Below are 12,740 nucleotides of genomic sequence, written 5' to 3' on the forward strand. Positions count from 1 at the left end.
CCTCTCGTCCCCGGGCACGATCCGTGCCCTCAGAGCTGATCGGCCCTCCTGCGCAGCACGAGCCCCAGGCCGAGCAGGAGCAGACCCGCCGCCAGACCCAACGGAGCGGTCGGCAGGGACCCGGATGCCGAGGCGTCCGGCATGACCGGCAGCAGGCTGTCCACCCCGGCGTCGACCGACGTCGGGACCGCGACGACCGGAGCCACCGCGCCGGCCTCCGGCGTGTCACCGCCCGTGGGGGCTGCCGGGGCCGCGGGCGCCACCGGCGCGGCGACCTCGGGGCTGTCCGTCCCGGGGCCCGCGGGCGGGTCCACGGTGCCGGGCTCCTCGGTCACGACCTGGCAGTCGTCGGTGGCGGCGTCCACGGTCACCGGACCGGGCTGCTGACCCACCAGCACGAACCCCTCGGCCGCCTCGTAGCTGACCGTGTAGGTCCCGGGCCCGAACGTCGACTCCTGCTCCACGAGCGTCCCGTCGACCCGGGTGAGCACGTTCTCGGTCACCGGGACCACCAGCGCGCCGTCGGTGTCACAGGTCGCCGCACTCGGGCTTGGCGTCGTCGGCATCGCGACCTCCACCGGCTCCACGGCACAGTCGTCGGTGGCCGCGTCCACGGTCACCGGACCGGGCTGCTGACCCACCAGCACATAGCCCTCGGCCGCCTCGTAGCTGACCGTGTAGGTCCCCGGACCGTACGTCGACTCCTGCTCCACAAGCGTCCCGTCGACCCGGGTCACCACGTGCTCGGTCACCGGCACCACCAGCACGCCGTCGGTGTCACAGGTCGCCGCACTCGGGCTCGGCGTCGCCGGCACGTCCACCGGCACCGGCTCCACGGCACAGTCGTCGGTGGCCGCGTCCACGGTCACCGGACCGGGCTGCTGACCCACCAGCACATAGCCCTCGGCCGCCTCGTAGCTGACCGTGTAGGTCCCCGGACCGTACGTCGACTCCTGCTCCACAAGCGTCCCGTCGACCCGGGTCACCACGTGCTCGGTCACCGGCACCACCAGCACGCCATCGGTGTCACAGGTCGCCGCACTCGGGCTCGGCGTCGCCGGCACGTCCACCGGCACCGGCTCCACCGGACAGTCGTCGGTGGCCGCGTCCACCGCCACCGGACCGGGCTGCTGACCCACCAGCACATAGCCCTCGGCCGCCTCGTAGCTGATCGTGTAGGTCCCCGGACCGAACGTCCTCGACTGCTCCACGAGCACCCCGTTCACCCGGGTGAGCACGTGCTCGGTCACCGGCACCACCAGCGCGCCATCGGTGTCGCAGGTCGCCGCACTCGGGCTCGGCGTCGCCGGCACGTCCACCGGCACCGGCTCCACCGGACAGTCGTCGGTGGCGGCGTCCACCGCCACCGGACCGGGCTGCTGACCCACCAGCACATAGCCCTCGGCCGCCTCGTAGCTGATCGTGTAGGTCCCCGGACCGAACGTCCTCGACTGCTCCACGAGCACCCCGTTCACCCGGGTGAGCACGTGCTCGGTCACCGGCACCACCAGCGCGCCGTCGGTGTCGCAGGTCGCCGCGCTCGGGCTCGGCGTCGCCGGCACACTCACCTCGGTGCCGCCGCGCGGAGCCGGGCAGTCGTCCCGGGTCCGAGCCGGGTTGTCCACGAACCCGATGGCGATCGAGCGGCCCTGGGAGTCCCCGAAGAGGTAGGGGAAGACGGCGTCAGCCGGATCTGAGGGGAACCCCTCGATCGTGCTGACGGCCACCTGGTTGAACGTCTGCAGCCGCTCGCTGTCTCCCTGGCTGGAGTACTTGCAGACGTAGACCTTGTTGCGGTCCGGCGGTGCGGCACTGGCCGCACCCGCCACCGCGGAGAGCAGTGCCGTGAGCACCGCGAGACTCAAGAGCGCGCGAAAACGCGCAGTACGTGACGACATGACGTACAACCCCGTTCAGAGGAAGAAGCCCCCCGGCAACTTCCAGAACGGCAACGGACCCCCGGACGGCCATCTGGGCCGTGTCCCCCACCGCTTCGCACTATAGGCGGATCTCACCGGTTCCGGGCGAAGCGGACACACGCCCGGTCAGGAAATGACCGATCGGGGTGGTTGAGATGACTACATCGCGTCAGTACGACGGCTGGCTCGGGTCCACCTGGTCGACCCAGGCCACCACGCCACCGCCCACGTGCACCGCGTCGGCGTACCCGGCGCCCTTCACGATCGCCAGCACCTCCGCGGAGCGGACGCCCGACTTGCAGTGCAGGACGACCTTCTTGTCCGCCGGCAGCTGCTCGAGGGCCGAGCCGTTGAGGAAGTCGCCCTTCGGCATGAGCACGGAGCCGGGGATCCGGTTGATCTCGAACTCGTTGGGCTCCCGGACGTCGACCAGCACGAAGTCGCCGGTGCCCTCCTCGCGCTCCTTGAGCATCTGCTCGAGCTGGGTCACCGAGATCGTCGAGCCGACGGCGGCGTCGGCGGCCTCGTCGGAGACCGCGCCGCAGAAGGCGTCGTAGTCGATGAGGCCGGTGACGGTGGGGTTCTCACCGCACAGGGCGCAGTTCGGGTCCTTGCGGACCTTGAGCTTGCGGTACTCCATCTCGAGGGCGTCGTAGATCATCAGCCGGCCGATGAGCGGGTCGCCGATGCCGGTGAGCAGCTTGATCGCCTCGTTGACCTGGATCGAGCCGATGCTGGCGCACAGGACGCCCAGCACGCCGCCCTCCGCGCAGGACGGGACCATGCCCGGCGGCGGGGGCTCGGGGTAGAGGCAGCGGTAGCACGGCGCGTCGTCGGCGAGCATCGGCGCGAACACCGAGGCCTGGCCGTCGAAGCGGTAGATCGAGCCCCACACGTAGGGGATCCCCAGGAAGTACGCCGCGTCGTTGACCATGTAGCGGGTGGCGAAGTTGTCGGTGCCGTCCACGATCAGGTCGTAGCCCTCGAAGATGCCCATCACGTTGTCGTTGTCGAGGCGCTCGTTGTGCACCACGACGTCGATCAGCGGGTTGATCTCGGCGATCGAGTCCTTGGCGGACTCCGCCTTAGGTCGGCCGATGTCGGACTGACCGTGGATCACCTGGCGCTGCAGGTTCGACTCGTCGACCTCGTCGAACTCGGCGATGCCGATCGTGCCCACCCCGGCCGCGGCCAGGTAGAGCAGCCCCGGCGAGCCGAGGCCGCCGGCGCCGATCACCAGCACCTTGGCGTTCTTCAGCCGCTTCTGACCGGTCATGCCGACGTCGGGGATGATCAGGTGCCGGCTGTAGCGGCGTACCTCGTCGACGCTCAGCTCGGCGGCGGGCTCCACAAGCGCGGGATACGACACGGTCACTCCTCGAAACGGTTGGGCTGGGTCCTCGTGGTCTGTGCTGCCCGGTCCAACAACCGGGGCGGCGGGCATGTTCCCGCCCCGCGCACGCCACTGCGGCGGTTCCGCCATGATCGGCTGACCGGGCCGGCCGGGAGCCGGACGTCCGTCATCCGGACCCGTACCAGCGGGTAGGCTTGCCGCATGGGCAACACGCCCCACGAACCGGAGCGAGGGAGCCACAGGTGACGGCTGGTCAGGACTTGGACGAGCAGCGTCCCCGGGGCGGTCGGATGCCCCGCAAGGCACGGCGGGCCCAGCTGCTCGAGTCGGCCCTGGAGGTGTTCGTGGCGCAGGGCTACCACGCCGCCGCGATGGACGACATCGCCGAGCGGGCCGGGGTCTCCAAGCCGGTGCTCTACCAGCACTTCCCGGGCAAGCTCGACCTCTACCTCGCGCTGCTGGACTCCTCCTGCGACCAGATCATCGAGAACTGCCGCCGCGCGCTGGACTCGACCGACGACAACAAGCTGCGGGTGGCGGCGAGCATCACCGCGTTCTACGACTACGTGGCCGCCGAGTCCGGGGCCTTCCGTCTGGTCTTCGAGTCCGACCTGACCAGCGACCCGACCGTGCGTGACAACCTCGAGCGGGTCACGACGGGCTGCGCCAAGATGATCGCGGAGGTGATCCATGAGGACACCGACCTGCCCGGTGACGCCGCCCACCTGCTCGCGGTCTCGCTGGTCGGCATGGCCCAGGTCAGCGCCCGCTACTGGATGGCCGACTCCTCCACGTTGAGCCGGGACCAGGCCGTGGAGCTCATCGCCGGCCTGGCCTGGCGAGGGATCCGCGGCTACCCGCGGCTCTGACCGGACACCCGGCCCACCTGCCCCAGATGCATCGCACCGCACCCCCGAACAGAGAGGACCCCATGGAGGTCAAGATCGGAATCCAGAACGCCGCCCGCGAGCTGGTCGTGGAGACCAGCGACAGCGCGGACGCGATCGAGAAGGCCGTCACGGAGGCGGTCACCTCGGAGAGCGTCCTCGCCCTGACCGACAGCAAGGGCCGCCGGGTCCTGGTGCCGTCGGCGCGGCTGGCCTACGTCGAGGTCGGCGGCGGCGTCGCCGGCCAGGTCGGCTTCCGCTCCTAACCCACCCGGACCGGGCGGGACAGGCTCGTGACGACCAGCACGTTGCTGTGGGCGTTGGCCGGAGGGGCCCTGCTGGGCCTCCTCGGCAAGTCACTCGCGCCCCGCGACCGGGAGCGGGTCCCGCTGTGGCTGACCACGCTGGCCGGCATCAGCGGCGTCCTGACCGGAGCCTGGCTGCACGAGACCCTGCTCCTCGAGGCCACCGCCGAGACCGACTGGTGGCGCTACGTCTGGCAGATCGGCGCCGGCGCGGCGTTCACCGGGGTGGTGACGACGCTGGAGATCCACCACTGGGGCGGCCGCCACCAGCACCGCGGGCACCCCGGCGGGCATCCGCCCGCCGCCGGGGCCGGCTGACCCGACCTCGCGTCGCGGACCGCATCGAGACGTGCTGCGGCCCCGCGCGCCGACCAGTCATTTGGCCGCAATTGCAGCCGAATGACATGGAATCGGCGGAAAAACATGTCGAACGGCCGCAATTGCGGGCGTTCGACACATGGGCCCTGCGGGCGTTCGGCGCATCGATCTCGCCGGCGTTCGGCGCGTCGGCTTGGCCGAGCGTCAGTGCGCGAGGCCGAGGTCGGCCATCCGCTGCGCGTGCCGCTCGGTGAGCCGGTTGAACATCCGACCCAGCGCGGCCAGGTCCATGCCCGGCCGGTCCACCCCGCCGGCGAGCAGCGATGACAGCGCGTCCCGGTCCGCGGCGACGCGCTGCGCCTGCGACAGCGCCTCGCCCATCAGCCGCCGCCCCCAGAGCGCGAGCCGGCCACCGACCCGATGGTCGCGCTCGATCGCCTGCCGGACCCGCTCGACCACGAAGGTGCTGTGCGCGGTGCTGTCGAGGGCGGCCAGGATCAGGTCGCGGGTCTCGACGTCGAGAAACGCCGCGATCTCGCGGTAGAAGTCGCGCGCCAGCCCGTCGCCGACGTACGCCTTGACCAGCCCCTCGAGCCAGTCGGAGGGGGCGGTGTGCTCGTGGAAGGCGTCGACGGCCGCACGGAAGGGCTGCATCGCTGCGAACGGGTCGGCGCCGAGCTGCTCGAGACGCTCCCGGAGCCGGACGACGTTGCCCACCTCCGCACTGGCCATCACGGCCAGCGCCACCTTGTCCTCCAGGGAGGGGGCCAGCTTCGCGTCCTCGGCGAGCCGCTCGAACGCCGAGATCTCGCCGTAGGCGATCACGCCCAGCAGGTCGACGACCGCGGCCCGGTAGCCGGGATCGGCGAACGCCACCCCACCAGGCTGCTGCTCGATTCCGCTCGGCGATTCAGTCATGGCCGCAGCGTACCGATAGGGTTGGGCCCAGTGCGCGCCGCGACCATGCTCGCGGCCCCTTCCGGCGCCGCCCTCCTCAGGCGGCCGGCACCGGTGCATGTGCGCGGCGGATTCGAACCGGAGTCGGCCGCTCAGACCTACTCACGGAAGTCGACATCACGCGTGACCACCTTCAGAGAGCTCGGGGTCCATCCCGAGATCGCCGACGCCCTCGAGCGCGCCGGCATCGTCACCCCGTTCCCGATCCAGGAGATGACCCTCTCGGTCGCCCTGGTCGGCACCGACCTCATCGGTCAGGCCCGCACGGGCACCGGCAAGACCCTGGCGTTCGGCATCCCGGTGCTGCAGCGCTCGGTCGCCCAGCACGACCCCGACTACACCGAGCTGGTGCCGGGCAAGCCGCAGGCCCTCATCGTCGCCCCGACCCGTGAGCTGGCGCTCCAGGTCTCCAACGACCTCGCCCTCGCCGGCAAGGACCGCGGCCTGCGGGTGCTCACCGTGTACGGCGGGGTCGGGTACGAGCCGCAGCTCGAGGCCCTGGAGCGCGGCGTCGACGTCGTGGTCGGCACCCCGGGTCGCCTGCTCGACCTGGCGAACCGCCGGTCCCTCGACCTCTCCCACGTCCACTGCGTGGTGCTGGACGAGGCCGACGAGATGCTCGACCTCGGCTTCCTCCCCGACGTGGAGCGCCTGCTGGCCAAGACCCCCGAGACCCGGCAGACCATGCTGTTCTCGGCGACCATGCCGTCGGCGATCGTGTCCCTCGCCCGGACCCACATGCGACACCCGATGAACATCCGCGCCGAGTCGGCCGACGACAACGCGACCGTGCCCGCCACCGCGCAGTTCATCTACCAGGCGCACGACCTCGACAAGCCGGAGATCATCGGCCGGATCCTCCAGTCCGAGGGCGCCGACAAGATCATCGTGTTCACCCGCACCAAGCGCCAGGCGCAGCGGATCGCCGACGACCTCGACGAGCGCGGCTTCGCCGCGAGCCCCCTGCACGGCGACATGCAGCAGGCCGCCCGCGAGCGGGCGCTGACGAAGTTCCGCGACGACAAGCTCAAGGTGCTCGTCGCCACCGACGTCGCCGCCCGCGGCATCGACGTGGCCGGCGTGTCGCACGTCATCAACTACACCTGCCCCGAGGACGAGAAGACCTACATCCACCGCATCGGTCGCACCGGCCGGGCCGGCGCCACCGGGATCGCGGTCACGTTCGTGGACTGGGCGGACATCACCCGGTGGAAGGTCATCAACAAGGCGCTCGCGCTGCCGTTCGAGGACCCGCAGGAGACCTACTCGACCTCCGAGCACCTCTTCCACGACATGGGCATCCCGCCCGGCACCAAGGGCCGGATCAAGGACCCCGCACCGGTCGAGCGCTCGGCGAGCAAGGCCGGCAAGGGCGCCTCGAGCAACGACCGCCGTGGCGGCGGGCAGGGCGGCCGCCGTGAGGCGACCGGCGGCACCGGCGAGAAGGCCGGCGACGCGCCGCGCCGTCGGAACCGGAGCCGGAACCGCCGTCGCACCCGCGGCGGCTCGGCGGTCGGCACCGACTGATCGCCGGGCGGGCTCGACCCGTCCGGGTCAGGTCGTGACGACCACGGTCGTCCCGACCGGTGCGAAGGCCCACAGGGCCTTGGCGTCGGGCGTGCGCTGACGGATGCAGCCGTGCGAGGTCGGGCTCCCGAGCTCGGCCACGGTCTGCACGCGCGCGCCGTCGTCGATCGGGATGTCGTGGAAGCCGATCGCGGCGTTCGGTCCGCGCGCGAACCGGACGAACCAGCGCATGGTCCCCGAGTCGTCGATGCCCCAGGCCTGCTCCGAGCGGGAGAAGACCTCGTAGCTGCCGGGGTCCAGGTTGTCGTAGAGGCTCCCCGAGACCAGGTACGTGCGCCACACGCCTCCCCGGGATCCGACCAGCCAGACTCGCTGCCGCGACTCGCTGAACACCACCCGCCGACCGGTGCCGGAGCGAGGCGGCAGCGCCGTCGACCCTCGGCCGGGCAACGCGTCCGTGGTCGGCGCCGACGGGCGCGCGGTGTCCGAGTCGTCGACACCCGTCTTCGCGGCGTCCGACTCCTCGACGTCCGCGACCGTCGCCCCCGAGGCGCCGACGTCCGAGCCGGACGACTCCGACGACCCCGACGACCCCGGCCCGGCCGACTCCGACCCGGCCGCTGCCACGGAGGTCTCCGCGGAGATCACGCCGACCCCGCCCAGCACCGCCACCAGCGTCACCGCCACCGACGTCCCGGCGGCCACGATGCGGCCGTACCGCGCACCTCCCGGTGAACGGCGGCGCCCGGTCACCGCGAGATCACTTCCCCGGTCGCCGGGTGGCCCGCGCCACCAGGTTCGCCGCCACCTCGCGGTAGGCCTGTGCCCCCTTGTTGCTGCGGCTCGTGGCGAGGATCGACCGTCCCGCGGCCGGCGCCTCGGCGAACTTGATCGTCTTCGGGATCGGCGGCTCCACGACCTCGAGGTCGTAGGTCGCCGAGATCGTCTCGAGCACCCGACGCGCGTGGTTGGTGCGGCCGTCGTACAGGGTCGGCAGCACGCCCCAGACCTCGAGCCGACGGTTGGTGAAGCGCCGTACGTCGTGCACGGTGTCGAGGAGCTGCCCCACGCCGCGGTGCGAGAGCGTCTCGCACTGGAGTGGGATGAGTACGCCGCGGGCCGCGGTGAGTGCGGCCACGGTGAGCACCCCCAACGAGGGTGGGCAGTCCAGCAGGATCCAGTCGTAGCCGGCGTCCTCGAGGTCCTCGACCGCGGTCTTGATCACGTGCTCGCGACCGGTGCGGGTCAGCAGGTCGGCCTCGGCCCGGGCCAGCTCGATCGTCGCCGGCAGCAGGTGCATGCCGTCCTCGGTCTCGATGATCACCTCGGCCGGGTCCAGCCCCTTGGTGAGCACGTGGTGCACCGACAGCTCGAGGTCCTCGGGGTCGATGCCGAGAGAGAACGTCAGGCAGGCCTGGGGATCGAGGTCGACGAGCAGCACCTTGTGGCCCAGCTCGGTGAGCGCCGCACCGAGGGACGCCACCGTGGTCGTCTTGGCGACGCCGCCCTTCTGGTTGGCGATCGCGAGCGTGGTCGTGGTCATCACTGCACATCATGCCCGACCCGGTTGCCCGATCCGCGCAGCCACCTGTTTGCTGGGCGCATGTCCTCGCCCGCGGACCCACCCGCACCCCGTCCCGGCACCCCCGACGCCCCCGGCACCGCCCTCGTCACCGGCCCCAGCGCGGGCATCGGTCTCGAGTTCGCCCGACAGCTCGCCGCCCGCGGTCACGACCTGGTGCTGGTCGCTCGCGACCGGGCCCGGCTGGAGGAGCTGGCCACCGAGCTGCGGGCCCGGCACGCGATCGCCGTCGAGGTGCTCCCGGCCGACCTCGCCGACGCCACCCAGCTCGCGGTGGTCGAGGCCCGGCTGGCGGATCCCACCCGCCCGGTCCACCTGCTGGTCAACAACGCCGGCTTCGGGCTCAAGGGCCGCTTCCTCGACAACGACATCGCCGCCGAGCAGCGGATGCTCGACGTCCTGGTCACCGCCGTGCTCCGGCTCTCCCATGCGGCCCTCGGCCCGATGTCGGCCCGCGGCGCCGGGGGCATCATCAACACCTCCAGCGTCGCCGCCTTCCTGCCGCGCGGCACCTACGGTGCGGCGAAGGCCTGGGTCAACAGCTTCGGCCTGTGGGCCCACGCCGAGTACGCCGCCTCCGGCGTGCAGGTGCTGACGCTGTGCCCCGGGTTCGTCCGGACCGAGTTCCACGACCGGATGGGCGTGGACCGCGGCTCAGCGCCGAGGGTGCTGTGGCTGGAGCCGGACCGGGTGGTGCGGGAGGCGCTGACCGACCTCGACCGCGGCCGCGCGATGTCGATCCCGAGCCGCCGCTACCGGGCGATCGTCGCCGTCGCCCGGATCCTGCCCCGGTCGCTGCTGCAGCGCGCCCAGTCGCTCGGTCGACGCTGACGGTACGGGGCTCGGCGCGCCGGCACCGTCGGGCGCCGGACCCGTCGGTCGCGGCCTTGTCGGCCGCCGCTGACCGTACGGGGCTCAGCGCGGCGGACCCATCAGGTGGCGGCCCAGTCAGGCCACCGGCCCCAGCACCGCCGGCACCGGCCGACCCGAGGCGCGTGCCGCCACCGAGGCCAGGTCGAGCAGGCGACGGTACTGCTCCGGGTCCGTGGTGTTGCAGCCCAGCTCGTGGTCGACCTTGCCCTGGCCGTGGTGGTCGCTGGAGCCGGTCACGACCAGGTCCAGCTCCCGGGCCACGGCACGCAGGTCGGCCCGGTCGCGGGCATCGTGCTCCTGGTGGTCGACCTCGATGCCGGCCAGCCCCGCGTCGCGGAGCCCGGCCAGGTCCGCGCTGGTCATCGCCTCCCGTGAGCCGCGCCCCCAGGGGTGCGCGACGACGCACACGCCGCCGGCCTCGCCCACGAGGCGGACCATGTCGGCCACCGGCTCCGCGTACTTGCGGACGTAGCCGGCCCGCCCGGGACCCAGCAGCCGTTCGAACGCGTCGTCGCGGTCCGCGGCCTGCCCCGTGGCGACCAGGGCGTCGGCCACGTGCGGCCGCCCGGTCGCGGCGGGCTCCCCGGCGAGTCGACGCACCTCGACGGCATCCAGGTCGATGCCCTCGGCGTCGCGCAGGGCGTCGAGGATCCGCGGCACCCGGTCGTTGCGGCCGTCGAGGATCCGTTGCAGCGCCCGGGCCAGCGGCGGGTACGTCGGGTCGGGGAGGTAGCCGAGCAGGTGCACCGCCCGGCCTCGCAGCTCGGTGCTGATCTCCATGCCCCGCACCAGCGTGATCCCGACCTCGACCGCGGCCTCCGCCGCCTCGTCCCAGCCATCGGCGGTGTCGTGATCGGTCAGCGCGAGGACGTCGATCCCCGCGGCGTACGCGGCCCGCACCAGCTCGCCCGGGGTCTGCGTGCCGTCGCTGGCCCGGGAGTGGGTGTGGAGGTCGATGCGCACTCCGGAAGCCTAGGCGACGGAAGGCCGCTCCTCCGGGCGTCGTGCCCGGCCCCGGCGGGCCCGGGCGGACCCCAGGCAGGTCACGGCGGGCCTACCAGGAGGGCGGGTGGCCTCCGAACGGCAGGTCGAGGAGCTGGGGGCCGAACCCGGACACGTCCGTGAGGGTCCACTCCTCGTGGAGCAACAGGATCGCCGAGGCGGGCCGCAGCACGATCCACAGCCATCGGCCCTCCGCCTCGCCCGCGAGCACGCTGCGGTCGAGGTCCGGGGCCGCGTGGGAGGCCGAGACCGGCCACAGCGGGACGCTCTGCGAGTCCAGGCGGACCTTCGCCGTCGCCGGCACTCCGGCGATCTCCGCGCCCGGGTCGGAGTGGATGGTGCCCGCACACCGGGCGCCGAGCCCGGTGCCCGGCTCCTCGCTGACGACCAGCACCTCCACCGGGCCGTCGAGGGCGCTGCTGCCGGCCACGTGGGCCACGGTCGCCAGCGCCCGGTCCGCTCCGACGACCACCCCGAAGTCGGTCACCTGCCAGCCGGAGCCGAGCGGCCAGGGAAGGTACGTCGGCAGTCCCTGTGCCCGGGCGAGGTGCGCCCCGAAGGCGTCGTACCCGGCCGTCCGTGGGCGCCACAGCGCCGGTACCGCGCCGTGCACCTCGCAGGTCCACTCCCCCGCGGACGCCGACCCGGAGACGCCCCCGCCCGGCCCCGTCAGCGGCCGGGGGCAGCGGGGGCATTCGGGCTCGAGCATGCCCTAACGGTTGTCCCCCGCCCCGCCCCCGTCAAGGCCGACCCGTCGCCAGTGTCGGGCCCAGGGACGTCGACCCGTCGCTACTGTCGGGCCCAGGGACCTCGACCCGTCTTTAGTGTCGGGCCCAGGTACGCCGACCCGTCGCTACTGTCGGCGAGGCCGGGGAGTCAGGTGGCGTCGGGCCCGGGCCAGTTCTTGTCCGGCACGGGAACCGGGCGGCCCGGCTGCTCACCGCCCCGTTCGGTCAGATAGCTGGTCTTCGGGACCATCACCTTGCGCCGGAAGAGGCAGACGACCTTGCCGTCCTGGTTGTAGCCGATGGTCTCGACGTGGACCACGCCGCGGTCGTCCTTCGACGTGGACTCCCACTTGTCGAGGACGCGCGTCTCGCCGTACAGCGTGTCGCCGTGGAAGGTCGGCGCGACGTGGCGCAGCGACTCGATCTCGAGGTTCGCGATCGCCTTGCCGGACACGTCGGGCACCGACATGCCCAGCAGGATGGAGTAGACGTAGTTCCCGACGACGACGTTCTTGCCGAACTGCGTCGTCTCCTCCGCGTAGTGCTCGTCGAGGTGGAGCGGGTGGTGGTTCATCGTGAGCAGGCAGAACATGTGGTCGTCGAACTCGGTGACCGTCTTGCCGGGCCAGTGCTTGTACGTCGCCCCGACCTCGAACTCTTCGTAGCTGCGACCGAACTGCACTGGCGTACTCCTCGACTCCTGGGATGGCCCGACTCTCGGCCCGTGGCCATCGTGCCGAACCTCGGCGGGTCCCGGAACCCCGTCCACCGTGGGATGGCCCACATCCGGCCGACACTAGCGACGGGTCGGGGTGAATCAGGCCGACACAAACGACGGGTCAGGGTGAATCCGGCCGTCACTAGCGACGGGTCGGCGTACCCACGGCCGACACAAGCGACGGGTCGGCGTACCCACGCCCGACACAAGCGACGGGTCGGGGTCAGGAGCCGCCGCCGCCGGCCTTGCGGCGGTGCATCTTGGGGGCCGCGCCGCCGGCCACCTCGGGGCCGTGCGCCTTCTCGGCCCCGGGTGCCCCGTGCGGGCCGTGCCCGCCGTGCGACTCGACGTCGCCCTCGGTGGGGTGCGAGGCCCTGTTCTTCCGGTCCAGCGCCTCGCGCATCCGGGCCTTGAGGTCGGCGTTGCTCTCGCTGGCGTCGGTCATGTCGTCCCCTCGGGTCGCGTCCGGATCCCCACCCTGCCACCGGCGCGGGTCGTCGGGCCAGCAGTTATCCGCGGGCCGGTCCCCGCAGGGCCGGGCGGGTACGTTCGGACCCATGACGCACGGGA

At 72.3% G+C, this 12,740-nt stretch carries 14 protein-coding genes; 5 read left to right on the plus strand and 9 right to left on the minus strand.

What is annotated here, in order from left to right; genetic code table 11:
- Positions 1-29: 29 nt before the first annotated feature.
- Positions 30-1,853: a hypothetical protein gene (locus tag IE331_RS11445; protein WP_192143564.1), complete on the minus strand. Its 1,824-nt coding sequence runs from the start codon at positions 1,851-1,853 to the stop codon at positions 30-32.
- 235 nt (positions 1,854-2,088) lie between these two features.
- A complete protein-coding gene (gene moeZ, locus IE331_RS11450; RefSeq protein WP_192143565.1) occupies positions 2,089-3,288 on the minus strand; it encodes an adenylyltransferase/sulfurtransferase MoeZ in 1,200 nt (399 codons plus the stop codon).
- Positions 3,289-3,563: 275 nt separating this feature from the next.
- On the opposite strand from moeZ, the gene IE331_RS11455 reads away from it, so the two are divergent.
- From IE331_RS11455 to IE331_RS11465, 3 genes are all read left to right on the plus strand, one after another.
- Complete coding sequence (locus IE331_RS11455) at positions 3,564-4,142, plus strand: TetR/AcrR family transcriptional regulator (RefSeq protein WP_192143566.1); 579 nt, start codon at positions 3,564-3,566, stop codon at positions 4,140-4,142.
- A gap of 62 nt (positions 4,143-4,204) precedes the next feature.
- Positions 4,205-4,426, plus strand: coding sequence for a DUF3107 domain-containing protein (locus tag IE331_RS11460; RefSeq protein ID WP_192143567.1), 222 nt, complete (start codon positions 4,205-4,207; stop codon positions 4,424-4,426).
- 27 nt (positions 4,427-4,453) lie between these two features.
- On the plus strand, positions 4,454-4,783 hold the full coding sequence (locus tag IE331_RS11465) for a GlsB/YeaQ/YmgE family stress response membrane protein (protein WP_192143568.1): 330 nt from the start codon (positions 4,454-4,456) through the stop codon (positions 4,781-4,783).
- A 204-nt stretch (positions 4,784-4,987) separates the two neighbouring features.
- Here IE331_RS11465 and IE331_RS11470 read toward each other — a convergent pair whose 3' ends face one another.
- Positions 4,988-5,701: a ferritin-like fold-containing protein gene (locus IE331_RS11470; RefSeq protein WP_192143569.1), complete on the minus strand. Its 714-nt coding sequence runs from the start codon at positions 5,699-5,701 to the stop codon at positions 4,988-4,990.
- Positions 5,702-5,746: 45 nt separating this feature from the next.
- Here IE331_RS11470 and IE331_RS11475 point away from each other — a divergent pair, with 45 nt between their 5' ends.
- Positions 5,747-7,267: a DEAD/DEAH box helicase gene (locus IE331_RS11475; protein ID WP_192143985.1), complete on the plus strand. Its 1,521-nt coding sequence runs from the start codon at positions 5,747-5,749 to the stop codon at positions 7,265-7,267.
- A gap of 27 nt (positions 7,268-7,294) precedes the next feature.
- On the opposite strand, the gene IE331_RS16990 is transcribed toward IE331_RS11475, so the two are convergent.
- Together IE331_RS16990 and IE331_RS11485 are read right to left on the minus strand one after the other, a co-directional pair.
- Positions 7,295-7,972 carry a L,D-transpeptidase gene (locus IE331_RS16990; protein ID WP_192143570.1) on the minus strand — a complete coding sequence of 226 codons (678 nt, stop codon included), beginning with the start codon at positions 7,970-7,972 and terminating at the stop codon, positions 7,295-7,297.
- A 55-nt stretch (positions 7,973-8,027) separates the two neighbouring features.
- Positions 8,028-8,810: a ParA family protein gene (locus IE331_RS11485; protein ID WP_192143571.1), complete on the minus strand. Its 783-nt coding sequence runs from the start codon at positions 8,808-8,810 to the stop codon at positions 8,028-8,030.
- A gap of 60 nt (positions 8,811-8,870) precedes the next feature.
- On the opposite strand from IE331_RS11485, the gene IE331_RS11490 reads away from it, so the two are divergent.
- Positions 8,871-9,680 (plus strand): SDR family NAD(P)-dependent oxidoreductase, encoded by an 810-nt coding sequence (locus IE331_RS11490; protein WP_192143572.1) that lies wholly within the window; start codon positions 8,871-8,873, stop codon positions 9,678-9,680.
- 117 nt (positions 9,681-9,797) lie between these two features.
- Here IE331_RS11490 and IE331_RS11495 read toward each other — a convergent pair whose 3' ends face one another.
- The 4 genes from IE331_RS11495 to IE331_RS11510 all read right to left on the minus strand — a co-directional run bounded on the left by IE331_RS11495 (position 9,798) and on the right by IE331_RS11510 (position 12,615).
- Complete coding sequence (locus IE331_RS11495) at positions 9,798-10,685, minus strand: PHP domain-containing protein (RefSeq protein ID WP_192143573.1); 888 nt, start codon at positions 10,683-10,685, stop codon at positions 9,798-9,800.
- A 91-nt stretch (positions 10,686-10,776) separates the two neighbouring features.
- Positions 10,777-11,433, minus strand: a complete 657-nt coding sequence (locus IE331_RS11500; protein ID WP_201931661.1) for a DUF6758 family protein — start codon at positions 11,431-11,433, stop codon at positions 10,777-10,779.
- A 167-nt stretch (positions 11,434-11,600) separates the two neighbouring features.
- On the minus strand, positions 11,601-12,134 hold the full coding sequence (locus tag IE331_RS11505) for a MaoC family dehydratase (RefSeq protein ID WP_192143574.1): 534 nt from the start codon (positions 12,132-12,134) through the stop codon (positions 11,601-11,603).
- A 259-nt stretch (positions 12,135-12,393) separates the two neighbouring features.
- A complete protein-coding gene (locus IE331_RS11510; RefSeq protein ID WP_192143575.1) occupies positions 12,394-12,615 on the minus strand; it encodes a DUF5302 family protein in 222 nt (73 codons plus the stop codon).
- Between the last annotated feature and the right edge of the window lie 125 nt (positions 12,616-12,740).

The sequence above is a fragment of the Nocardioides donggukensis genome, assembly GCF_014842875.1.
Taxonomy (GTDB): Bacteria; Actinomycetota; Actinomycetes; order Propionibacteriales; family Nocardioidaceae; genus Nocardioides; species Nocardioides donggukensis.